We start from the raw sequence: 20434 nt of genomic DNA, 5'->3' as shown, positions 1-20434 counted from the left end.
AGCGCCGCCCGATGTCCGCACTACGGGGAGGAACCTGCCGTGGCCCAGTACGAACTCTTGATTCACGCCCGCCGGGCCGTGGTCGACGACCGCATCCAGCAGGCGGCGGTGACCGTGGACGGGGGCGTGATCTCGTCGGTGCGCACGGGGTCCGAGGCGCGGGACATCGGTCTGGCCGGCGATCACACGATCGATCTGGGTGACGACGTGGTGCTCGTGCCGGGACTGGTCGACCCGCACGTCAGCACCGAGGACGTGGCCGTGGGGACCCGCTCGGCCGCGCAGGGTGGCATCACCTCGGTGATCGACTACGGCACGGACGGCGAGCCGTCCGCCACCACTCCGGCGGAGGTCGACACCTGGCGGGACGAGGTCACCGGGGAGGCGGCCGTCGACGTGGGCCTGTGGGGCGCGGCGGTGCCGGGCAACGTGGGTCGGCTGGGCGAGTTGCTGGACCGGGGAGTGTTCGGGGTGTCGGCCGTCGCGGAGGGTAAGGGCGTGGCGGGCGCGCCGACGCTCGACCGGGCGCGGCTGGTCGCGGCCGCCGAGGAGGTCATGGGCCGCGGTGCCCTGTTCGCGGTGGACGCGGGTGTGGAGGTGCTGCCCGACCTGCTCGATGTTCTGCGCCGGACCGGCGGCCGGATGCATGTCCGCTCGGTGGCGGACCACGAGGAGCTGCCGATGCTTCGGGCGGCGTCGCGGGACGGCCTGGCCGTGACCGCCTCGACGAACCCCCACATGCTGGCGTTGGTCTCGGAGATCACCCGGGGTGCGGCCGCCGCGGCGACCCTCGACCCGCCGGTCCGGGATGCCGCGAACCGGGAGTTGCTGTGGGAGGCGCTGCGTGACGGCACGATCGACGCCGTCGCCTCGGCCCGGCTGGGTCTGTCCGTGGTGTGGACGGAGGCACGGCGACGCGGCTTCGATCTGGCTGACGTGGCGCGGTGGATGTCCGGCCGGCCCGCCGAGATCGTGGGTCTGGACGACCGCGGGGGGATCCGGCAGGGTCTGCGGGCCGACTTCGCCGTCGTCGCGGACGACGAGGCGTTCATCGTCCTGCCCGGCGCCCGCGAGCTCGGTCGGGCGGATTCGGTCTACACCCAGCGGGCACTCGCCGGTGTGGTGCGGTGGACCATGCGTCGCGGCGGGGTGATCGACCCACGCACGCTGCCCGTGGGCGCGGTGCTGAGCAAGGCGGACGGGTGAACACAGGAACCCAGGAACTCGCGCTCCTGCACATGCCCGAGGGCCTCACCTCGGCCATCCTCATCACCGAATACGCGATCAAGATCCTCGCTCTGGGCATGGTCCCGGAGAACCGCCAGCCGGGGTCGTCGCAGGCCTGGCTGCTGGCCATCCTGTTCATCCCGGTTGTCGGCGTGCCGCTCTTCCTGCTGTTCGGTAACCCGTACATCACGGGACGAAGGCACGTCATCCAGGCCCAGGCCAACCAGCTGTACGAGGGCGCGCTGAAGAACCGCCCCACGGTCCCGGTGGGAGTCCGGGTCGCGCCGGGGGTGCACACGATCCTCGAGATGAACCGCAAGCTCACCGAGATCCCGTGCATGTCGGGTGAGTTCGTGGCGCTGTACTCGGACTACAAGCAGTCGCTCGCGGCCATGACCGAGGCCGTCCGTGCGGCGACGGACCGGGTGCACATCGAGTTCTACGCCCAGTCCTGGGACGACGAGACCGACGAGTTCTTCACCGCCGCCGTGGAGGCCGCCGAACGCGGGGTGACGGTCCGCGTCCTGGCCGACCATCTCGGTTCCGGGAAGTACAAGGGGTTCAAGGTGCTGCGGCGCCGCCTGCGGAACACGCCGGTCGAGTTCCACCTCATGCTTCCGATCAACCCGTTCGTCGGCCGTTTTCGTCGCCCGGACCTGCGCAACCACCGCAAGATGCTCATGGTGGACGGTGACCACGGGTTCGTGGGTTCACAGAATCTCATCGAACGGCACTACGGCAGCGCGCGCAACGCCAAGCTCGGGCGGGAGTGGGTGGACCTGATGATGGAGGTCCGCGGCGAGATCGTCCACTCCATGGACGCCGTCTTCGCCGTGGACTGGTACTCCGAGTGCGGGGAGATCATCGAGACCGTCGGCGAACTCGCCAAGGGGCTGCCGGCCACCGCGGGGTCGATGGGGGGCGACCCCACGGCCGGTGATCCGGTGAGTGCTTTCCAGCTCGTGCCGTCGGGGCCGGGGTACCGCACGCAGCCCAATCTCCGGATGTTCACCCAGCTCATCTCGCAGGCACGCGAGCGACTGCGGATCGTCAGCCCCTATTTCGTCCCTGACGAGGCGCTGCTGCACGCATTGACCTCGGCGGCCTACCGGGGCGTGGAGGTGGAGCTGTTCGTGCCGGACAAGGCCGACCAGTTCATGGTCCACCACGCGCAGCGGTCCTACTTCCGGGCGCTGCTCGAGGCGGGCGTCATCATCCACAGATTCCGGTCACCGGCCGTCCTGCACACCAAGATGATGCTGGTGGACGACTACGGCGGCATCGTCGGCTCGAGCAACATGGACCTGCGCTCGTTCAACCTGAACTTCGAGGTCAGCATGCTCGTCCTGGGCGGCGCGGCGGTGGCCGACCTCAACGACGTGGTGGAGAGGTATCTCCTGGAGAGCAGCACTCTGGATCTCGATACCTGGATGAATCGACCGTGGCCGGGACGTTACGTGGACAACGTTGCCCGGCTCACCTCCGCGCTGCAGTAGTACCCTGCTGGAATGCACGGACCATCGGAGTCCGAGGTGTAACGAGAGGCCTTTCACGATGTCCCTGAACCGTGTCGTCGGAACCCGAGTCAAGCGCCTCGGCGCAGCGTTCGCGGCCATGACGCTGACGATCGTCGGCGTTCCGGCCATCGCCCATGCCGACACCGAGGCGGGCGCGCTGTCGGTCGAGCAGATCGGCCAGGGCTCGGGCGAGGGCAGCGTCGACACGCTGATCGAGCAGGTTCCCGACGAGATCGTCGTGGGCGGCCCGGCCCTCGGCTCCGCGGGGCTGGAGGCGGCCGGTAGCGGCGAGCTCGTCGGCACGGCGCTGTCGGTCGGCCAGACGCTGGGCTCGGTGGCCCCGCTCGAGGCGGTCGGTTCCGCGGGCGGGTCCGCGGTGGCCTCGGTGGCCTCCTCGGGCCTCGTTCCGGGATCGACCTATGTCAACGCGGTCGGCTCGCTCGGTTCGGGCACCATCGGGCTCGGCTCGGTGGTCATCCCCGAGTACGTCTTCCCGGTGCTCAGCGTGCAGGTCGCCGGCATCGTCACCGCGGAGATGGGCGCGCGCCAGGAGCGCGGGGAGCTGAACGAGGGCGAGCTGAACTTCTGGCACGGGGTCGTCGAGGGCTCCGCCGAGGGCGGCACCATGATCGAGGACGCGGCCAACGCCGCCGGGGCGGAACTGCCCGGTCCGCTGACCGGGAGCATCGATGCGGTGCAGATCGCCGCCGAGTCGGATCCCCACGCGGACAACGAGCGCCGCCGCGTGGAGGCCGAGGCAGCCGCGGCGGCCGCCGAGGCGAACGGCGCTGCCGAGGGGTGATCCCGCGCGGCGGCCCTCCGTCAGCGACCCGGGCGGGCGCCTCGGCGCGGAGTGCCGTCAGGCCTGTGTGGTCATCTCCTCGCAGCGGTCCCACAGTGCGGCGGCCACGGCCTCGTCGCGGGACGTGCGCGTGGAGCCGACGATCTTCGGATAACCGGTGAGCTCGCCCGGCCCGTCGGGGCCGATGTAGGCGCCGCCCGGCACGTCGCGAACGGTCGCGGCGTAGAGCTCGGGGAGGGCGCCCCGCTCAGCGGGTTGGACCAGGAACGGGATCTTCTCGGCTGCCCGCATGAACAGGTCCTGGATGCCGCTGCCGCTGTGGTACTGCAGGTTGGTGGCCGAATAGCCGGGATGGGCGGCCACCGCCTTGAGGTGTGACCCCTGTGCGTCGAGCCGGCGCTGCTGCTCGTAGGCGAGCATCACGCACGCGAGCTTGGAGGCGGCGTACGCGGCCATCGGGATGTAGCGGCGGCGGGTCCAGTCCAGGTCGTCCAGATCGATCGAACCGAAGCGGTGCATGGCCGAGCCCAGCCATACCACCCGGTCGGACAGGGCCGGGGCCAGCTTCCGGGTGAGCGCGAAGTGCCCGAGCACGTTGACGCCGAACTGCATCTCGTGGCCCTGCGGGGTGCGGGCCAGCGGGATGTTCATGACGCCGGCGTTGTTGATCAGGACGTCGGGCTCGCGCGCGGCCAGCAGCTCACCGGCGGCACGGACCGAGTCGAGGTCGGCCAGATCGAGCTGGGCGACCTCGGCCCGCTCCGGCTGCGCGAGCCCGGCGCGTGCCGACTCGGCGCGGGCGGTGTCCCGGCAGGCCATGATGACCCGGGCGCCGGCGGCGGTGAGCGCCTCCGTGGCCTGCAGGCCCAGGCCCGAGTTGGCGCCCGTGATGACGACCGTGCGCCCGGTCTGGTCGGGGATCTCGGCGGTGGTCCATCGGCTCATGCGAGCCAGCGTACGGACGCGACGCCGACCGATGTGGTGCCAACCGCCGCCGAGCTCCCGAACCCGCCCGCCTTACTCCCAGGTCGCCGTCTCCGGGTCGACGCCGTGCGCGCGGGCATTGGCCTCGATGAGCTCACGCAGCCATACGGCCAGGCCGGGCTCGACCTTGTCGTACGTCTCCGTGAACCGCGCGTCCTGCGTGTACATCCGGGCCAGGCACACCTGCATCGAGTGCGTGCAGTCGTAGAACTGCGCGATCGAAGCCCGATGCCGCTCGGCCATGGCCGCCGCCTCCGGCGAATCGACGGCCACACCGGCCCGCTTTGCCGCGGCCAGGTCGGCGTTCAACTGTTCGCCCTCATTCTTGATGCGCTGCCAGTCCTGCTTGGACATGCCGTCGGCACGCCGCTGCGACTGCTCCCACTGCGGGGTGTTCCCCCACCGCTCGGCAGCCTCGTCCTGATACTCCTCGTTCCAGTCCGTGCCGAAGATCTCGGCCCGGTCCTCGGGGGTCAACGGAGCGTTCATGGTGATCGCCTCCTTCAGGCGGTCTACTGCGGAGACCATCTCCTGCAGGTGAGAGATCTGCCCGAGGAGCAACTCGCGCTGGCGGACCAGATGGGCGTGTTCGTCCACCGCGGGATCGTCGAGGAGCTCGCCGATCTCAGCCAGTGCGAATCCGAGCTCCCGGTAGACGAGTACGCGGTGGATGCGGGCGACGTCGTCGTCGTCATACACCCGGTAGTCCGACCACGTCCGCCCGCTCGCCGGTGCCAACCCGATCCGGTCCCAGTGGTGCAGGGTCCGGACGCTCACGCCTACGAGCTCGGCGACCGCGCCCACGGTGAGGCCCTCGCCAGTCGTCATTCCTCCAGCATCTCTCACATCAACGAGGTTCGGGCCTGACGCGACGTCAGGGTCAAGGCCGCAAGCGGCGCGCCCACGTGACCTCGGACACGCATCCGTTGCTACTCGCCGGTAGCCTCGTGCGCATGAGCCGACCCACCACCCGCGTGTACGACCGTCTTCTCGACCTTGTCGCGATCCCCGAATTCCGTACCGACCCCACGAGCCGCCCCGTCTCGGCGATCAACGAGGTCTTCACCGGCGACCCGCTCGCCGAGATCCCCGCCGGCACGGCCGATGACGTGGTGGCCGCCGTCGAGCGGGCCCGCGCCGCGCAGGTGGCGTGGGCAGAACGCGACCCCAAGGACCGCGTCGCCGTCCTCGAGCGGTTCGCCAAGCTGGTCATGCGGAACCGCGACGAGCTGATGAACATCGTCCAGGCCGAGACCGGGAAGAGCCGCGCCTCCGCGCAGGAGGAGGTGCTCGACTGCCTCATCACCGCGCGTCACTACGCCAAGGTCGCACCCGGCCTGCTCGCGCCCAAGCGCGTCCAGGGCATGCTGCCGGGCCTGACCAAGGCCGTCGTGCACCGCCAGCCCAAGGGCGTCGTGGGCGTGATCGCGCCGTGGAACTACCCGCTCAACCTCGCCGCCACCGACGCCCTGGCCGCGCTGGCCGCCGGCAACGCCGTGGTGATCAAGCCCGCGTCCATCACCCCGTTCTGTGCGCTCGCCGCGGCCGACATGTTCTACCGGGCCGGCCTGCCCCGGGACCTGTTCCAGGTCGTGCCCGGATCGGGCGGGACCGTCGGCGGCGCGATCGTGGAGAACGTGGACTACCTGATGTTCACCGGTTCCACCGCGACCGGCCGAGTGCTCGGGCGTCAGTGCGGCGAGAGGCTGATTGGTTACTCCGCCGAACTCGGCGGCAAGAACGCCATGATCGTCACCGCCGGCGCGGACCTCGACGAGGTGGCCGAAGTTGCCACCCGGGCGTTCTACTCGAACTCCGGGCAGCTGTGCATCTCGGTCGAGCGCGTGTACGTGGAGAAGTCGATCGCGCCGCAGCTCATCGAGACGCTCACCGCGCGGGTGCGCGCGATGAGCGTCGGGCCCGGCTACGACTTCGAGGCCGAGATGGGCAGTCTCATCTCCCGGGACCAGCTCGATGTGGTGACCACGCACGTCGACGACGCCGTGGCCAAGGGCGCCCGCCTGCTGGCCGGTGGGCGTCCCCGCCCGGATCTGGGGCCGCTGTTCTACGAGCCGACGCTGCTCACCGATGTCCCCGAGGACGCCACCTGCTACGAGGAGGAGACCTTCGGGCCGGTCGTGTCGATCTACCCGGTCGACTCGGTCGAGGAAGCGATCGCCAAGGCCAACGACACCGAGTACGGACTCAACTCGTCGGTGTTCGCCGGCTCGGATGCCGAGGGCGAGCAGATCGCCGCCCGGCTGCGGACCGGCACCGTCAACGTCGGTGAGGGGTACGTCGCCGGCTGGGGCTCCGTCGCGGGTCCGATGGGCGGCATGGGCGTCTCGGGCGTCGGCCGCCGCCACGGCGACGAGGGCCTGCTCAAATACACCGAGGCGCAGACCATCGCCACCCAGCGTCTGATCAACATGAGCGGGCCGGGCTTCGTGCCGCGCAAGCGCTGGCAGCAGATGCTCGCGCCGGCCACCAACGCGATGCGGTTCCTGCCGACCCGGTGACCTGAGGGCTTGCTGACTTGCGCTGGGAGAATGCACCCTTTTGCAGGGGTTACGCGCCCGAAATGGACCATTGAGGCAGCGCAAGCCAGAGGGGCAGCGTAACCATCGCCGGTTGCGCTGCCCCTCTGCTCTATTCAGGTTCTGCAGCCGCAGCCACGCAGCCACGCAGCCACAACGTTGGCCGGACGGCCTCAGTCGCCGCGGCGCAGGAGGAAGAACGCTCCGCCGATCAGCACGACCGCCAGGCCGGCGACCACCCAGATCACCGGGTTGACGCCCTCGTCGGACGCCGACTCCTCGGCTGCGTCGACCTCGGCCTCTCCGGCCTCGGTCTCCGCGCTCCGGTCACCGCCGCTCCCGGGCTGCGCCTCGCTCCCGGCGGCGCCCGTGGAGTCGGCACCCTCGCCGGTGCCCGAGTCGATCACGCTGAAAACCGAGGACCCGCTCACGACGTGCCCGTCGGCCGACGTCACGCGGTAGCCGACGGTGTAGTTGCCCGGCGCCAGGTCCTCGACCTGCGCGGTCACGGTCTCGCCCGCGACGGTCGGCTCGCCGGACACCCGATTGGTGGTGTCCTCCGCGGACGTCACGGCGACGGTCACGAAGTTCTGGTTGATCTCCTCGTTGAAGGTCAACACGATCTGCTCGGGTGAGTCGGCGACCTCGCTACCGTCCTCCGGATCGACGGAGAGCAGCACCGAGTGAGCCGCCGCCACCGGCGCCATCATCACGGCCGGGACGCTCGCCCCTCCGAGCAGGGCCGTGGCCGCCGCGACGGCCCCGAGCCTCCTACGGAATCCGCTCACGGCTTCACCCCGAGACGCGCGAACACGTCCTTGTTGATCCGGTCGAGCTCCCCGGAGATCGAGGAGTGCACCTCGCGACGCTGTGAGGTGGGCGTGGTCTCGGCGGCCTCGACGGCGGCACGCAGATCCCGGAGCCGGGTGCGGGTGGACGCGACGAAGTCGGTGACCTCCCGCTCGCCGCCGCGCGTCACCTCGAGCTGGTCGAGGGTCTGCTCGAGCCGCACGATGCGCACACCGAGCGCCGCACCCGGGCCGGTGGCGTTGATGCCGGCCGACTTGAGGTCCACGGCGCCGGCGGTCGAGCCCGAGTCGGAGGACTGCGCGTTGGAGACGAGCTTGTAGATCATCGGCAGCAGGACCGGGGTGGCGATCTTTGCCAGGCCCAGCCAACGCTGCAGGTCCTCCTTGCCGATCTTGGTGCCGTCGAGCTTCTTCAGCTCCATCTCGGCGAGCTGGTACTCGTGCTTGCGGCCGGCGGCGTCGATCTTCTCTGCCAGCTTGCGGTCCTTGGCCAGCACCTTCCCCTCGCGCTTGAGGGTGGCGCGCTCCTGCTTGGCCAGCGCCTTCTCGGCCTTACGGTCCAGCTTGGAGGACTTCTGGGACAGCTTGTCCATCTTCTTGGCGCGCTTCTCCTCGCGCCGGGCCTTGCGGTCCGCGTTGCGCCGGGCGAGCTTGGCCCGCTCCTTGGTCTCGGCCAGGTCGACGCGGTGGGCCTCCCGGGCCTTCTCGCGGGTCTCCTTGGCGGCGAGCTTCGCCTCGGTCATCGCGGTGGACTTCAGGGCCCGGGCGTGGGCCTTCAGCTCGGCACGCTTGTCGCGGTAGGTCGTCAGCTTGCCCATGGGCGTCGATCCTTCTCTCGTCGCGAACATCAGGCCACCAGCCTAGGCGAACTGCCGGTGCCGCAGGACCGGACGGTCGCCCGGAAGCGGGAGTTCGGCTCTGTCTGGTCCATGATGGACCGTGATGGAGGATGCCGCGAACGCCACGCCAGGGTCCCCCGACGATGCGGTGGTGGGGCCGGCGTCCGGGGCCCGCTGTCTGCACCGCGTGGCGCGGGAGCGGGACGCGGGCCCGGGCTGGTGGCGGTGGGCGCCGGTGGACGAGGGCGTGCGGCTGCGTGCGATGGCGGCCGCGGATCGCCGCGCGGGTCTGCGGGAGCGGGCGCTGCGCGGAGCGGGTCCGGGCGACCAGGCCTCGGACGCGTATGTGGTGGATGTGGTGGGGGACCACTGGACGGACCTGCCGGGGGATCAGCCCGACGACGACGACGTCGCCGCGACCCTGCACGCGCTCACCGACGGGGCGACATTGGTGTGGGGTGCCGCCCTGCCCGCTGATCCGGTCACCGGTCGGGAGGGCATGCGCTGTGCGTTGGCGGCGGTGCCCGGGGGCGGGTACGCCCCGGTGCTGGTGGTCAATCACAAGGTGGTCGACCCGCGACGCGGCGGGAGCTCCTCGCGGGCGCTGGTCACCCGGCTCCTGGACTGGCATCCGGCACCGGATCCGACCCTGCGGGTGCGGCGGCACCCCGGGGACCTGGACCGGCTGGTCCACGCCTGGCACCTGCTGGAGGCGGTCGGCCACGCCGCGGCGGAGCCGGTGGGGGCGGTGCTCGGGCTGGGGTCGTCCCGGTCGGTGGTGCACGACCTGCGGCCGGTCCTCGAGTCGGCGGGACGCGCGCATGACACGCGGCTGGCGGTCGTGCGCGGCGAGCTGGACACCGTCCCGAGCCGGATCGGCGAATGTCGCACCTGCCCCTGGTGGGAGGGATGGGCGGGCCGGGACGGGCCGGTGACGGGCTGTCGCGACCGGCTGGTCGTGGCGGATGACGTCAGCCTCGTCGTCGGGGGCGGACAGGTCGGCCCCCTCCACGCGGTGGGGATCCGCACCGTGGCCGAGCTCGCGGACGCCGGTCCCGACCGGCCGGCCGACTGGAACGGCGAGCCGTTCGCGGACGCCGTGTTGCGCGCGCGGGCGCACCGGGACGGCGAGGTAGTGGTGCCCAAGGTCGCCCGGCCGTCCATCCCGCGCGCCGACATCGAGGTCGACGTGGATCTCGAGAGCCACCTCGACGACGGCGCCTACCTGTGGGGCACGCTGCTGACGCTGCGCGACGGGCGGCCGCTCGAGGAGGAGGGGTACCGCCCGTTCGCCACATGGGCCCGCCTGCCCGATCCGGACGAGGGCCGGTCCTTCGCCGAATTCTGGCGCTGGCTCACCGCGATCCGGGACCGGGCGGCCGGGCAGGGGCGTACGTTCCGGGCCTACTGCTACTCCAAGTCGGCGGAGAACGGCTGGATGCTGTCGACGGCGTCGAGGTTCGGGCCGGAGGGCACGCGGGCCGTCGTCAAGGGGGTGCCGTCGGTCGCCGAGGTGCGGCGGTTCCTGTCCTCCCCGCAGTGGGTCGACGTGCACGAGGCGGTGACCGGCCAGTTCGTCTCCACCTCGGGGCTCGGCCTCAAGGTCGTGGCGCCGGTCGCCGGGTTCACGTGGCGCGACCCCGAGGCCGGCGGCGAGGCCTCCATCGGCTGGTACCGCGACGCACAGGCTGCGCGGGGTGTCGAGCGCGACTCGGGCCGGGCCCGGATCCTGGCCTACAACGAGGACGACGTGCGGGCCACGCGGGCGGTGCGGGAGTGGATTTCGCGGATGCCGTGATCCGCCGCTGCCCGCTGCCCGCTGCCCGCTGCCGCTGTCCGCTGTCGCTTGGCCCGCCGCGTCAGCCACCGCCCGGACCGCGCCGCGGGTTGCACGACATCGCCCTCGGGCTGCAAGACAGAATGCGCGAGATCCCGGCTGGAATTCGCGCATTCTGTCGTGCAACTGCGGTGACACGTCGTGCAACCCGAGGCGGCGGCGCGCCACGCGGCCGCGGGGGGCCTGCGAGCGACGCTTATCGCGGGGCCATGCTGCTTAGCGCGGGGCCATGCGCAGGGCGCCGTCCATGCGGAAGCTCTCGCCGTTGAGGTAGTCGTGCTCGACGATCGCGTTGGCCAGCTGCGCGTAGTCCGACGGACGGCCCAGGCGCGACGGGAACGGGATCGCGGCCTCCAGCGACTTCTGGAACTCCTCGGTCAGGCCCTTGAGCATCGGGGTCTCGATGGTGCCCGGGGCGATGGTGTTGACGCGGATGCCGAACTGGGCGAGGTCACGCGCGGCACAGATGCCCATCGAGTAGACGCCACCCTTCGAGGCGGCGTAGGCGATCTGGCCGACCTGGCCCTCGTAGGCAGCGACGGAGGCGGTGTTGATGATGACGCCGCGCTGGCCGTCCTCGTCGACCGTGTCCTGGGTGGACATGGCCTCGGCGGCCAGACGCATGACGTTGAAGGTGCCCACGAGGTTCACCGAGATGCAGGTCTGGAACAGGTCGAGGGCGTGCACGCCGCGCTTGGAGACGATGCGGGCGGCCGGGGCGATGCCGGCGCAGTTGACCACGACGCGCAGCGGGGCGGCCTCGGTGGCGCGGGCGATCGCGGCCTGGACGTCGGACTCGCTAGTGACGTCGGCGGCGATGAGGGTGATGCCCTCGTCGATGCCCTGCTCGACGGCCTTGTCGATGGACTGCTGCAGGTCCAGGCCGAAGACGGTGGCGCCCTTCTCGGCGAACGACCGCGCGGTGGCGTTGCCCAGACCGGAGGCGGCGCCGGTGACGATGACGGATGCACCCTTGATGTCCACGGGCGATGTCCTTTCCTTGGGGGGGTCAAGCACTGGGGAAGTGCAATTACTAGGCAGTGCAAGTGATTACGCCCACCAGTGTCCCAGAACCGCCGTCAGCGGACGTGGAAGGCCTGGCTCTCCCCCCGCACGGGGAAGAGGCGGCCGTCGATTCCACGGCCGGAGGCGGTGTAGACGATCCGGTATTCGCCGCCCGGGGTGCCCTGCGGGATATCCCAGGTGATCAGGGCGTTCGTGACGGTGAGCAGGCCCTCGAACACGATCATCGTGGACCAGTCGCCGTCGTCGTGGACCCGCACCCAGCGGCCGCCGTCGTTGCGCTCGACAGCGAGGTAGGTGTCGCCGCGGCGCAGGTCGGAATTGGGATGGGTGCCGCTGAACCGGACCGTCACCCGCTGGCCGATCCGGTACTCGGTCTGCGGCGGATCGAGCACGTCGCCGAAGTTCCGCAGCGGGGCCGGGGTGTCCACGAGCGGGTTGCCGAGCGGCGAGGTGGGGACCCGGCCGGTGAGGTCACGCTCCGGGGAGCCGGGGTCGAGCGGCGTGCCCGCGCGCATGGAGCGGGCCAGGTCGGCGGCGACCTGCTGGATCGCCGGCAGGGTCCACGGGCCGAAGATGGTCGCGCCGCCCTCGTAGTTCTGTGCGGCGTACTCCTCGGGAGTGGTGACGTAGTGACCGTAGGCGTTGGAGTAGCCCTGCACGGTGACGTGATCCTCGGGCACGCGCAGTTCCGCGGCGAGTGTCCGCCGCAGCCGCAGCCCGGCCACGATGGTGGGTTCGAACCCGAGGGCGAACAGATGGTGCCCGCCGAGCCGCACCAGGTGGAACGGGAAGACGCGCTGGATGGCGTTCGGGACCAGCCCCATGGGGAGCAGGACGTCCTTGGGGGCGTGCGCCTCGCGGAGCCAGGCCGGGATCACCACATCGGTGATGGACTTGATCGCGGGGTTGCCGCCGCGATCACCCTCGGCGAAGGGCAGTTCGTCGCCACCGCCGCCGTCCTCCTGGCTGCCGGAGGCGAACGATGCGCCCAGCGCCGCGACGGCGGTCCGGTGTGTGCGGCCGTCACCGGTGAACTCGGGGCGCACCTCCACCGAGGACATGTCGACCCACGTGTGCCGCACGTCGATGCCGCCGCCGAGTCCGCGCACGCCGCGGCCGATCTGGTCCCGCGCCGCGGCGTACTGCCGCTCGCCGTTGATACGGGTGTTGAGCCACTCGTCGGCGGTCGGCCCCTTACCTGGCTGGAGGTCGAGGTTGGGGCTGATGTCGCCGGGGTTGGTCTGGGCGAACGCGGTGATCAGGCCGGGGGTGCCGCCGGCGAGGTAGTCCTGCCCGGCGACCTCCCGCTCCCAGTGCCAGGCGGCGTAGCCCTTGTTGTCGGAGGACGCGAGCAACGAGTGCGAGGTCATGGAGGTGGCGTGGGTGGCGAACCAGTTGAGCACGCCGACGAGCCGGCCGCCGCGGGTGATCTGGAGAGACTGGGAGCGCGGGTCGATGCCCTCGGGGAAGTGTGCGCGCTCCTCGTCGGTGTCGCGGTCGAACGAGCCACGCGAGCGGTTGACGCCGGCGTCGTGCAGGGCGCCGGTGCTCACCCCGACGGTCGACGGGGCGAGGTCGTGGTGCGCCATGCGGACCGCGTCGACGATGCCGGCGCAGTTGGCCTCGAAGGTGACCGGGCGGAAGCCCAGCATCGACAGGTCGACCATCGGGTGGCCGGAGGTGCCGCCGGGCGCGACGTGGGTGTGCGTGGCCGTGATGACCACGTTGCCCTCGTGGTAGGTGCTGCCGAACTCGGCCGCCAGGCGGCGCAGGACCTCCTGTTGGATGGACTGGAAGACAAGCCCGATCTCCGCCGTGACGTGGAGGAACCGGGGTGACGACGACGAGTCCGCGAAGACGAATGCCCGCGCGCGCTGCCGCAGATGCAGGCCGACCGAGATCTGCTCGGTGTCCGCGTACCCGTTGAAGCCGGCACCCAGTGGCTCTCCGGTCATGTCGCCGATACCGCGGCCGACGTACATAGCGGTGGGCTGAGCGTTCGCCAGGGGTGGCAGGACGGATTGCAGGGCTGCGACCCCGCCGAGCGCTGCCGCCCCGCCGAGTACTGTGCGGCGGCTGACCGCGCCCGGGCGTGCGGGTATCGGGTCGGCGGTGCTCGGGCTGCCGTGGGTCTGGTCGGCGGTCATCGGGGCTCCCCGGGTGCGTGGGCGGCAGGTGACCCGGGTCCGGCGATCGAGGTCACGTCGTTCAGGGCGACGGTACCCAATCGGACGCTCGTCCGGCGGTTCTCTCTGCAGGTCGACTGGCCTGCAGCCCCCTGTCAGGGCTTGCCTTCCACACGGCCGGAGGCCGGGGTAGGAGCATGTCCTACCCCGGCCTCCGGGGTGCTCGATCGTGCGCGGGGCGTCGCCGCCCGGGTCAGGCGAGCGGTGTCAGCCCTTGGCAGCGGCGTAGCGCTGGGCGACGTCCTCCCAGTTGATGACGTTCCACCAGGCCTTGACGTAGTCCGGCTTGACGTTCTTGTACTGGAGGTAGAAGGCGTGCTCCCACATGTCCAGCATGAGCAGCGGGGTGATGTTGACGGAGATGTTGCCCTGCTGGTCGGTGAGCTGCTGGATGACCAGCCGCTGCCCGATGTGGTCCCAGCCCAGGACGGACCAGCCCGAACCCTGCAGCGTGGTGGCCACGGCGTTGAAGTGGGTCTGGAACTTGTCGAACGAGCCGAACTCGGCGTCGATCGCAGCGGCGAGCTCACCCTCGGGCTGGCCGCCGCCGTTCGGCGACATGTTCTTCCAGAACACCGAGTGGTTGGTGTGGCCGCCCAGGTGGAAGGCCAGGTTCTTGCTCAGCAGCGGGGCCTTGGCGGCGATGGTGCCGTCCTCGCGGGCCTCGGCGAGCTGCTCGAGGGCGTCGTTGGCGCCCTTGACGTAGGTGGCGTGGTGCTTGGAGTGGTGGAGCTCCATGATCTCGCCCGAGATGTGGGGCTCGAGAGCGCCGTAGTCGTAGTCGAGATCGGGAAGAACGTACTCGGCCATAGTGGAGTGTCCTTTCAATTGGGTGACGCGCTGCGCTCGGGTCTCGCCCGTGTCGCCCGTCACGACGTCCGCTACCCACCATAGTGATCCGGCAGCCGTCGCGTCGGCCCCGTCCCCGCGGTTTCCGGCTCCCTCCGCCGGGCGGCGCCCCGGCCCGTCGGTGTGCGGGTTCGCGGATGCGGGACGAACTGCCATGATCGGGGGCGTGAATCACTCGGATAGGTCAGCCGGCCGTGTCATCACCGTTTCAGCGGTGGTGCTGACCCGACCCGACGGCGCGGTGGTGACGGTGCGCAAAGCGGGCACCGACCGCTTCATGCTCCCCGGTGGGAAATGGGAGCGCGACGAATCTCCGCTCGAGTGCGCGATCCGCGAGCTCGACGAGGAGCTGGGGGTGAGGCTGTCACCCGGGCAGCTCACGCCGCTCGGCCGGTTCACCACGGCCACCGCCAACGAACCCGGTTTCCGGCTGGTGTCGGAGGTCTTCGCGGCAGGGGTCGACGGACATCAGCGACCCAAGGCCGAGATCGCCGAGGCGAGGTGGGTGACGACCGGTCAGATGGCGGAGATCGCCGCGCGCGACGAGTCGGACTGTGCGCCGTGGGCTCCGCTGCTGGTCCGCGTGGCCCGCGACCACCTCACGTAACCGCCGTGTCTGCCGGCCGTGGTCAGACGGCGAGGAGCGCGACGAGGAGGACCAGGAGGACGAGGGCGGCCGTCACGGTCATCCGCAGGTTGCGGCGCCGGACGTGGTCGCTGCATCCCGAACCCTCGAACGGCTGGTTCTGTTCGCCGTCGAGGATGTCGCGCAGTTGCTGCGCGACGGGTTTGGAACCTGACACGTCGGGACCCCCTCGCTCGTACTTGCGTCAGCCTAACGCGAACTATGGCACTCGTCACATCTCATCCGGGTCACGATCGCGGAACAGGGTTACCCTGGCGACATGGGCTGGCTACAGGATGCGATCCGACTTTCCGCGATGCGTACGGCGACCGAGGTCATCGACGCCGAATCGGCGTTGCCGGGCCGGCATGAGCCGGTCCCGGTCGCGCCGGCGAACATCGTCACCGGCAATCCCATGACCCCTCCGTTCCCGGACGGGCACGAATCGATCGTGCTCGGGCTGGGCTGCTTCTGGGGTGCGGAGAAGGTGCTCTGGGAACTCGACGGCGTCTGGACCACCTCGGTGGGGTACGCCGGCGGCTGGACCCCCAACCCCTCGTATCAGGAGGTCTGCACCGGCGGGACCGGCCATACGGAGGTCGTCCGGGTGGTGTTCGATCCCCGGGTGCTGTCGGTCGAGAAGCTGCTGGCGACGTTCTTCGAATGGCACGATCCCACCCAGGGGATGCGTCAGGGTAACGACATGGGCACGCAGTACCGCTCCGCGGTCCTGACCTCGACCCCGGCACAGCTCGAGGCGGCCCGCCGGATCGCCGACGCCTACGGCGAGAAGCTCGCCGATGCCGGCTTCGGGTCGGTGACCACCGAGCTCGGCATGCTGGACGAGGTCAGGTCGGGGCGGTACTTCTTCGCCGAGGACTACCACCAGCAGTACCTGGTCAAGAACCCCGGCGGCTACGACTGCCACGTGCGCAGCGGGGTCGCCTGCCCGGCCTGATCGCGGCCGGAGGGATGCAGAAGGGCCCCGCCGGGAGAATTCCCGGGCGGGGCCCTTCTGTCGGATCCTGCGAGTTCAGCTCACCGTGAGGTCACGGGGCCGGATGCTCGGATCAGATGACGGTGATGTTCTCCGCCTGCAGGCCCTTGGCGCCCTGCGCGACGTCGAAGGAGACCTGCTGGTTCTCCTCGAGCGAGCGGTAGCCCGAGCCCTGGATGGCGGAGAAGTGGGCGAAGACGTCGGCCGAGCCGTCGTCGGGGGCGATGAAGCCGAAGCCCTTGTCAGCGTTGAACCACTTCACGGTACCGGTAGCCATAGTGGCGTCCTTTCGAGAGTCGGTGCCCCGCTTGTCGGGACACCAGGTGATGCAGCAGAGAGCGAGCTGTGTTTCCCTGCGGTGCCGCATCATCCCCGAGAGGACGGTGGTCTACAGAAATACAACGTACTGTTTCAACTACTGGCAATGACACTACATACCAAGAGGCGCTACGTCACGTCTTCGTGATGACGCGTACATGAACTAGTGGTGTCGGCCTCCGCGGGCGGCCGCCCGCACCACCTCGGCGAGGACCAGCGCGTGGTTGTGCTCGGTGTCCTTGGCGGCATATGCCAGCACGACCCCGGGATCGGCGGCCAGCCCGGCCAGGTGGTCGACGGCCTCCGCACCCTCGCCGCTGTCGAGCTCGGCCCGGTAGCGCTCGGAGAACTCCGCGAAATCGAGGTCCCCGCCGTGGAACTCCGTGCGCAGCTCCGGACTCGGGGCGGCGTCCTTGCACCACTCGTCGTGGGCGAAGGCGTCCTTGCGCACGCCCCGCGGCCACAGGCGGTCCACGAGCACCACGCTCGCGCCGCCGGGATCGGCCTCGCCCGAGACGAGGTCGTGGACTCGGATGCACGTCACGGCCATGTGTCCATCCTGCGCCTCCTACCTGCCTCGGGGCCAGCGTCGACGGCGCCAGCCCGCGCTGTGCCAGCATGGGGCGCATGACCACACCGCGACGGCAGGGGCAGTGGCGCTGGGTCGCGCACCCGCCGTGGCGCCCCCCGACTCAGGTGGCCCGCCCGCCGATCCCCCGGCACCGCGCCGGGCCGGCGTGGGGGCAGCGGACGCCCCACTACCCGGCCACCCCGCGCTGGGGACTCCCGCTGGTCGCGATCCCCAGGCAGCTCGAGCCGCCCGCCGCCGCGAGACGGACCCGGATGGCCGACGCGGCCCCCGGCATCGCGGGCGCGGCCATCGCCTGGTTCGTCGCCACCGCCGTCGCGCACGGCCTGCGCTACCTCGCCCTGGCCTGGTACGCCGACCGGGTGGCGCCCTGGTGGATCGAGGCGGTCACCACCGCCCTGGTGTGGGTGACCGGCACCGTCGCGATCGCGATCGCCGTCAGCGCGGCCGTCACGGCCACGGCCTGGCTCGTCGAGGCACGCCGACGGGCGTACGAGCCCGGTACGGACCCCCGGTCGCGGATCGGCGTATGGGCGGGCAGCCTCGTCGTCGTCGTCAACTTCTTCCGCCTCCCCGTCTACCTGGAGGAACTGCGCCGGGCGTCCCCGCGCGCCCCGTCCCGATCCGCACTGCGCCGCTGGTGGGCGGCCTGGGCGGTCAACGTCGGGGCCGTCGCGGTGGCCTACTGGAGGAGCACCGGTGACGGGCCCCAGGCCGCCGCGGACACCGTCCTGCTCACCGTGGTCGCGGCGCTCACCGCCGCCTGGGCGTTCCGCGAGACACGGGGTGTCATGCGGAGTTTCAACGACCCTTCCCCTCGGTTCACCCGCCGGTTCATCGCGGCGGGGATCGTGGAGCCGGAGTCCGCATCCCGGAAGGAGTGAGACGTGACGGTCCACGAGGCCACCCACCTGCCGTCCCCGGTGCCCACGCGCAGCGGGGTCGTCGCCCACCGTGGCGCCTCCGCCGAGTTCCCCGAACTCACCCTGATCGCCTACCAGCAGGCGCTCGAACAGGGCGCCGAGGCGCTCGAGGTGGACGTCCGACTCACCGCCGACGGCGTCCCCGTGCTGCTGCACGATCCGCGGACCACCCGCGTCGGTGACCGCGATTTGTGGGTGCACTCCAGCACCCTCGAACAGCTCTCCGGCCTCGACGTGGGGTCGTGGCACCCCGTCCACTCCTCGCCCGAGCCCGTGTTGACGCTCCGCAGCTTCCTCGTGCTGGCCGAGGCGTACCCGAACGTCAGGCTGTTCGTCGAGACCAAGCACCCGGTGCCCTCCGGCGGGAGGGTCGAGGTCGCGCTGCGCGACGAGCTCGCGTACTTCGGCCTGGACCGGCCCGCCTCCTTCTCCGACTCGCGGGCCGTGATGATGAGCTTCTCCGTGATGGCGGTGCGACGGTTCCGGCAGCTCGCGCCCGCGGTGCCGACGGTGCAGCTGCGCGAGCGCCGCAACGTGCTCAAGTCGTGGCCCGCCGAGGGGTTCGGGGCCCAGCTGATGGGGCCGAGCATCGCGGCGATCCGGGCGCGGCCGTGGTTGGTCGATTACTGGCGCTCGCGCGGGATGGGTACCTACTGCTGGACCGTCGACGACCCGGCCGACCTGCTGCTGTGCCGGGATCTCGGCGTGGACTGGGTGGGCACCAACGTGCCGTCGCGGGCGCTCGCCGTGCTGGACGGGCCCGGGCGGGCCGGACGGAGAACTCCGAGGTCCGGGGGCGCGGGAAGCGGTGGCGCACCGTATCGTGGTGGCCGTGGGTAGAAGGAATCGCCATAACGAGCCCAAGTCCGGCGGCAATCGCCAGGCCAAGATCGCCGCACGCGCGGCCGAGCGGGAGGAACTGAGCGTCGATCCGCGTCCGTTCGTCGGCTTCGCCGGCGAGTGCGACATGGTCGCCATGCGCGAGTTCGTGCCGTCGGCCACCGGGCGCCTGACCACGGTCGCGGACGGCCGCGATGTCACCATCGCGACGGTCCTGCCCGGCGCCATCGCGGGCCTGGTCCGCGACGAGGAACTGGGTGGCGAGGCGTTCGTCGGACTGCAGGTGCAGGTCCACGGCCCCGATGTCGCCGCGGACCTCGCGTACGCCGTGGAGTGGGCCACGCGCGCCGGCCACGGCGAGACCCTGAGCGCCGCGCATCCGGACGGCTCCACCCCGGCCCTGGGGGACGTCGTGGTCGCCGACGCCCCGCTGGAGATCGAGGTCCACAACGACTTCTCCTGGTGGGTCGCCGAGGGCGTCGAGGTGCGCCCGGAGATCGAGCAGGCGATCCGCAACGCCAACGAGGTCATGATGCCGTCGGCGCGCGTGTCGGCCGAGGGTATCGAGGCGGCGTGGTGGGTCGACGCCGGCGAGAAGGCCCACATCCGCTGGGTGCGCCCGGAGGACGAGGAGGCGCTGTTCGAGGCCCTCGCCCGCGTGCACTCCGCGGGCGCCCTCGACCTGGGGGAGGGCTCGCGCTTCGCGGGCTCGTTCCGCACCCACGGCCTGCTGGTCCCGGTGTTCGACCTGGATCCGGAGATGCACCACCAGGAGTGGGCCGACGGGCTGAAGGCTCTCGACGCGCGTCTGGGCGAGGCGCTGGCGAACGAGGCCCCGCTCACGTCCGAGGAGCGCTCCTCGCGCGACGGCCTCCGGGCTCGGCAGGTCACTCTCCGCTGACATCCCGCCGGCCCCACGGGCCGGCCCCGGGCCGCGCCGACCATCGTGTCGGCGCGGTCCGCTCGTATATGCGGCCCCCGGCGGGGCGCGTCGCCGCTTAGGATCCTCACGGATCACCGCGTCACCCGGCGTGGGACGAGTCGGGCGGGGAGGGCGAGGACGTGGCTGGTCGACCAGGGTCGGACGACGACGACAACGCCCCCGTCCTCCCGGAAGTGACCGTTCCGCCGTGGCTGCGTTCCGGTCCGGCCGCCGACGCCTCGGTCGCGCCCCCGGAGCCCCCGGCCCGGTCGGCCGCGGGGCCCGGGCAGACCGATGCCGAGCGAGCCGGCACGGGGGAGCGGGAGGAGCAGTCGCCGCCGAACCGGATCACGATCGGTGCGCAGGCGCGGGCAGCTACCGGCGGCGGCCCGCCGGCCCGGGGCGAGACGGTTCCCGACGGGCCGTCGTCGGATCGTCAGGACGCCGCGGCCGGCGAGGGCGTGGGGGAGCGGGTGGTCGACGACCTGTCGACGCTGCCGTTGCGTGCCGCCCCGCCGACCTCCGGTCGGGCCGCGGCAGGAGGACATCGTCAACAGGTGGACCTGGATCCCGTTCGGCGCCGGGCGGCACCGGTGCGTCGGCGCGG

Annotated in this window: 20 protein-coding genes and 1 pseudogene; 11 read left to right on the top strand and 10 right to left on the bottom strand. The window is 71.2% G+C overall.

The annotated features are described in order from the left end of the window. Positions 1-39 precede the first annotated feature (39 nt). Genes K3888_RS13900 through K3888_RS13890 form a run of 3 tightly spaced genes read left to right on the top strand, consistent with a single transcriptional unit; the run spans position 40 to position 3546 of the window. Entirely contained in the window at positions 40-1206 is a 1167-nt protein-coding gene (locus K3888_RS13900) for an amidohydrolase family protein (protein WP_230930873.1), read from the top strand. A 32-nt stretch (positions 1207-1238) separates the two neighbouring features. After that, positions 1239-2723, top strand: coding sequence for a cardiolipin synthase (cls, locus tag K3888_RS13895; protein WP_230930951.1), 1485 nt, complete (start codon positions 1239-1241; stop codon positions 2721-2723). A 58-nt stretch (positions 2724-2781) separates the two neighbouring features. Then, a complete protein-coding gene (locus tag K3888_RS13890) occupies positions 2782-3546 on the top strand; it encodes a hypothetical protein (RefSeq protein ID WP_230930872.1) in 765 nt (254 codons plus the stop codon). A 57-nt stretch (positions 3547-3603) separates the two neighbouring features. On the opposite strand, the gene K3888_RS13885 is transcribed toward K3888_RS13890, so the two are convergent. Both K3888_RS13885 and K3888_RS13880 read right to left on the bottom strand, forming a co-directional pair. Beyond that, positions 3604-4491, bottom strand: coding sequence for an oxidoreductase (locus tag K3888_RS13885; protein ID WP_230930871.1), 888 nt, complete (start codon positions 4489-4491; stop codon positions 3604-3606). 72 nt (positions 4492-4563) lie between these two features. Further along, on the bottom strand, positions 4564-5358 hold the full coding sequence (locus K3888_RS13880) for a MerR family transcriptional regulator (RefSeq protein ID WP_230930870.1): 795 nt from the start codon (positions 5356-5358) through the stop codon (positions 4564-4566). Between the two features lie 125 nt (positions 5359-5483). On the opposite strand from K3888_RS13880, the gene K3888_RS13875 reads away from it, so the two are divergent. Continuing rightward, a complete protein-coding gene (locus K3888_RS13875; protein WP_230930869.1) occupies positions 5484-7049 on the top strand; it encodes a succinic semialdehyde dehydrogenase in 1566 nt (521 codons plus the stop codon). Positions 7050-7240: 191 nt separating this feature from the next. Here K3888_RS13875 and K3888_RS13870 read toward each other — a convergent pair whose 3' ends face one another. Both K3888_RS13870 and K3888_RS13865 read right to left on the bottom strand, forming a co-directional pair. Further along, on the bottom strand, positions 7241-7855 hold the full coding sequence (locus K3888_RS13870; RefSeq protein ID WP_230930868.1) for a copper resistance CopC family protein: 615 nt from the start codon (positions 7853-7855) through the stop codon (positions 7241-7243). Next, positions 7852-8694, bottom strand: a complete 843-nt coding sequence (locus K3888_RS13865; protein WP_230930867.1) for a DUF6474 family protein — start codon at positions 8692-8694, stop codon at positions 7852-7854. The genes K3888_RS13870 and K3888_RS13865 overlap by 4 nt, the downstream gene beginning before the upstream one ends. A 124-nt stretch (positions 8695-8818) precedes the next feature. On the opposite strand from K3888_RS13865, the gene K3888_RS13860 reads away from it, so the two are divergent. Beyond that, positions 8819-10513, top strand: a complete 1695-nt coding sequence (locus K3888_RS13860; RefSeq protein ID WP_230930866.1) for a TM0106 family RecB-like putative nuclease — start codon at positions 8819-8821, stop codon at positions 10511-10513. Between the two features lie 255 nt (positions 10514-10768). On the opposite strand, the gene K3888_RS13855 is transcribed toward K3888_RS13860, so the two are convergent. The 3 genes from K3888_RS13855 to K3888_RS13845 all read right to left on the bottom strand — a co-directional run bounded on the left by K3888_RS13855 (position 10769) and on the right by K3888_RS13845 (position 14574). After that, the gene (locus K3888_RS13855) at positions 10769-11536 is read right to left on the bottom strand and encodes an SDR family NAD(P)-dependent oxidoreductase (RefSeq protein WP_230930865.1); all 768 of its coding nucleotides are present in this window, start codon (positions 11534-11536) and stop codon (positions 10769-10771) included. Between the two features lie 95 nt (positions 11537-11631). After that, on the bottom strand, positions 11632-13725 hold the full coding sequence (locus K3888_RS13850; protein WP_230930864.1) for a neutral/alkaline non-lysosomal ceramidase N-terminal domain-containing protein: 2094 nt from the start codon (positions 13723-13725) through the stop codon (positions 11632-11634). 246 nt (positions 13726-13971) lie between these two features. After that, positions 13972-14574, bottom strand: coding sequence for a superoxide dismutase (locus K3888_RS13845; RefSeq protein ID WP_230930863.1), 603 nt, complete (start codon positions 14572-14574; stop codon positions 13972-13974). Between the two features lie 253 nt (positions 14575-14827). Between K3888_RS13845 and K3888_RS13840 the strand changes: the two genes are divergently transcribed. Then, positions 14828-15220 carry an NUDIX hydrolase gene (locus tag K3888_RS13840; protein ID WP_230930862.1) on the top strand — a complete coding sequence of 131 codons (393 nt, stop codon included), beginning with the start codon at positions 14828-14830 and terminating at the stop codon, positions 15218-15220. 22 nt (positions 15221-15242) lie between these two features. Here K3888_RS13840 and K3888_RS13835 read toward each other — a convergent pair whose 3' ends face one another. Then, entirely contained in the window at positions 15243-15416 is a 174-nt protein-coding gene (locus tag K3888_RS13835; protein WP_230930861.1) for a hypothetical protein, read from the bottom strand. 102 nt (positions 15417-15518) lie between these two features. On the opposite strand from K3888_RS13835, the gene msrA reads away from it, so the two are divergent. Next, the gene (gene msrA / locus K3888_RS13830; protein ID WP_372459576.1) at positions 15519-16196 is read left to right on the top strand and encodes a peptide-methionine (S)-S-oxide reductase MsrA; all 678 of its coding nucleotides are present in this window, start codon (positions 15519-15521) and stop codon (positions 16194-16196) included. 112 nt (positions 16197-16308) lie between these two features. Here msrA and K3888_RS13825 read toward each other — a convergent pair whose 3' ends face one another. After that, positions 16309-16512, bottom strand: a complete 204-nt coding sequence (locus K3888_RS13825) for a cold-shock protein (RefSeq protein ID WP_230930860.1) — start codon at positions 16510-16512, stop codon at positions 16309-16311. A 204-nt stretch (positions 16513-16716) separates the two neighbouring features. Then, positions 16717-17103, bottom strand: coding sequence for a DUF488 domain-containing protein (locus K3888_RS13820; RefSeq protein ID WP_230930859.1), 387 nt, complete (start codon positions 17101-17103; stop codon positions 16717-16719). Between the two features lie 77 nt (positions 17104-17180). On the opposite strand from K3888_RS13820, the gene K3888_RS13815 reads away from it, so the two are divergent. The 4 genes and pseudogenes from K3888_RS13815 to K3888_RS17730 all read left to right on the top strand — a co-directional run. Continuing rightward, positions 17181-18026, top strand: a complete 846-nt coding sequence (locus tag K3888_RS13815) for a DUF4328 domain-containing protein (RefSeq protein ID WP_230930858.1) — start codon at positions 17181-17183, stop codon at positions 18024-18026. 3 nt (positions 18027-18029) lie between these two features. After that, the gene (locus K3888_RS13810; RefSeq protein ID WP_230930857.1) at positions 18030-18905 is read left to right on the top strand and encodes a glycerophosphodiester phosphodiesterase family protein; all 876 of its coding nucleotides are present in this window, start codon (positions 18030-18032) and stop codon (positions 18903-18905) included. Beyond that, complete coding sequence (locus K3888_RS13805; protein ID WP_230930856.1) at positions 18898-19806, top strand: DUF5926 family protein; 909 nt, start codon at positions 18898-18900, stop codon at positions 19804-19806. The genes K3888_RS13810 and K3888_RS13805 overlap by 8 nt, the downstream gene beginning before the upstream one ends. 161 nt (positions 19807-19967) lie before the next feature. Then, a pseudogene (locus K3888_RS17730) lies at positions 19968-20434 on the top strand (hypothetical protein); the annotation flags it as partial.

It is taken from the genome of Dietzia aurantiaca, from assembly GCF_021033825.1.
GTDB classification, from domain to species: Bacteria; Actinomycetota; Actinomycetes; order Mycobacteriales; family Mycobacteriaceae; genus Dietzia; species Dietzia aurantiaca.
The sequence above is the reverse complement of the archived record's forward strand: the minus strand, read 5'-3'. Positions and strand labels throughout refer to the sequence as shown.

Coding starts and splice junctions, on each gene's coding strand:
- cls (WP_230930951.1), top strand. CDS start 1,239: ATGCCCGAGGGCCTCACCTCGGCCATCCTCATCACCGAATACGCGATC.
- K3888_RS13890 (WP_230930872.1), top strand. CDS start 2,782: ATGTCCCTGAACCGTGTCGTCGGAACCCGAGTCAAGCGCCTCGGCGCA.
- K3888_RS13885 (WP_230930871.1), bottom strand. CDS start 4,491: ATGAGCCGATGGACCACCGCCGAGATCCCCGACCAGACCGGGCGCACG.
- K3888_RS13880 (WP_230930870.1), bottom strand. CDS start 5,358: ATGACGACTGGCGAGGGCCTCACCGTGGGCGCGGTCGCCGAGCTCGTA.
- K3888_RS13875 (WP_230930869.1), top strand. CDS start 5,484: ATGAGCCGACCCACCACCCGCGTGTACGACCGTCTTCTCGACCTTGTC.
- K3888_RS13865 (WP_230930867.1), bottom strand. CDS start 8,694: ATGGGCAAGCTGACGACCTACCGCGACAAGCGTGCCGAGCTGAAGGCC.
- K3888_RS13860 (WP_230930866.1), top strand. CDS start 8,819: ATGGAGGATGCCGCGAACGCCACGCCAGGGTCCCCCGACGATGCGGTG.
- K3888_RS13850 (WP_230930864.1), bottom strand. CDS start 13,725: ATGACCGCCGACCAGACCCACGGCAGCCCGAGCACCGCCGACCCGATA.
- K3888_RS13845 (WP_230930863.1), bottom strand. CDS start 14,574: ATGGCCGAGTACGTTCTTCCCGATCTCGACTACGACTACGGCGCTCTC.
- msrA (WP_372459576.1), top strand. CDS start 15,519: ATGGGCTGGCTACAGGATGCGATCCGACTTTCCGCGATGCGTACGGCG.
- K3888_RS13825 (WP_230930860.1), bottom strand. CDS start 16,512: ATGGCTACCGGTACCGTGAAGTGGTTCAACGCTGACAAGGGCTTCGGC.
- K3888_RS13820 (WP_230930859.1), bottom strand. CDS start 17,103: ATGGCCGTGACGTGCATCCGAGTCCACGACCTCGTCTCGGGCGAGGCC.
- K3888_RS13815 (WP_230930858.1), top strand. CDS start 17,181: ATGACCACACCGCGACGGCAGGGGCAGTGGCGCTGGGTCGCGCACCCG.